Origin of the sequence: Actinoalloteichus spitiensis RMV-1378 (assembly GCF_000239155.1) — a bacterium.
Lineage (GTDB): Bacteria > Actinomycetota > Actinomycetes > Mycobacteriales > Pseudonocardiaceae > Actinoalloteichus_B > Actinoalloteichus_B spitiensis.
Genome location: NZ_AGVX02000873.1, coordinates 1 through 1,406, shown reverse-complemented (window position 1 = coordinate 1,406; position 1,406 = coordinate 1). Strand labels below are relative to the sequence as shown.

The following is a 1,406-nucleotide window of genomic DNA, read 5'->3' as shown; positions in this document are numbered from 1 at the left end:
CCGTGCACGCCGTGCTGCGGGGAACCGCCGTCTCCCACAACGGGCACCGCTCCAGCACCATCAGCTCCCCGAGCGCCGCCGCCCAGAGCGAGGTGATCCGCCGGGCCTGGGCGCGGGCCGGCGTCGACCCGGCCACCGCCGGCTACCTGGAGGCACACGGCTCGGGAACCCGGCTCGGGGACGCCATCGAGGTGGAGGGCCTGGCGGGGGTCTTCGCGAACCGGCCGGCGCACCTGCCGATCGGCTCCGTCAAGACCAATATCGGCCACCTCGACCACGCAGCCGGAGCCGCCGGCATGGTGAAGGCCATCCTCAGCGTTCGGCACGGCGAGCTGTACCCCTCGTTGCACTTCACCCGACCAGCCACCGGGGTCGACCTCGACGCCGCCGGGATCCGGGTCGTCACCGAGACCGCGCCCTGGCCCTCAACCGACCTGCCCCGCCGGGCCGGCGTCAGCTCGTTCAGCCTCGGTGGAGCCAACGCGCACCTCGTCGTCGAACAGCCGCCACCGCCCCCCGCTCCCACGGCCCTGCCTTCGACCGACCCACCGCTGATCGGGGTGTCCGCGCGCACCGCCGACGACCTCGCGGAGCTGTGCGCCCGCCTCGCCCACCAGCTCCGCGCGGGCGACGTGCCGCTCCGGGACATCGCGTTCACCCTCAACCAGGGCCGTGACCACTACGACCACCGGGTCGCGCTGGTCGCGCGGGACACGGAGGAACTCGCCGTGCGGCTCGCTGCGCAGGCCACCTGGCTCCGCGGTGACGACCGTGCTCCACGCCAACCCGCACCTGGCCCACCACCCAGGGTCGCCCTGCTGCTGTCGCCCGACGCGCGGGTCCCCACCACCCCCGACGGCGGCGCACTCCCCGCAACGGGCATCCACGGGACGGCGGGCGCCGACGGCCCGCCCGACTCCCTGCCGTTCTCCGAACCAGCCGCCGCCACGGCCCGCTGGCAGCTCAAGGCCCACCGCGCCCTCCTCCAAGCGGGGGTCACCTTCGTGACCCTGCTCAGCACCGGTCTCGCCCGGTACACCGCCCGGTTCCTGCTGGGCACCCTGACCGAGGACGACACCCGGGCCCTCCGCGAGAGGCGGCCAGCCGCGGACCTCGACCCGGACCGGTTGGTCGAGGCCGCCCGCACCCTCCTCGCCGACGGCCCCGTCATCTTCGTGGAGACCGGCACCAGAGGCGTCCTCGCCGACCACCTCGAACACCGGCTCGCGGATCGGCCGGACGCCACCGTCCTCACCTCGACAGACGAACCGAACGGCCTCACCCGGTTGCTCGGTCGCCTCTACGAACTCGGCGTCGACCTGGACTGGGCGGCGTTGGGCGAACCCCTCCGCCCCGCCCGGCGAGTGCCGCTGCCCACCCACCCCCTCAGCGGGCCCCGGTGCTGG

The 1,406-nt window shown here is 74.8% G+C and carries 1 protein-coding gene; it reads left to right on the top strand.

Annotated features, from left to right (window positions below; translation table 11 throughout):
• Positions 1–1,406: CurL C-terminal domain-containing protein (locus ACTIDRAF_RS0226275; RefSeq protein WP_016701598.1), on the top strand; the 1,406-nt coding region annotated here is incomplete at both ends.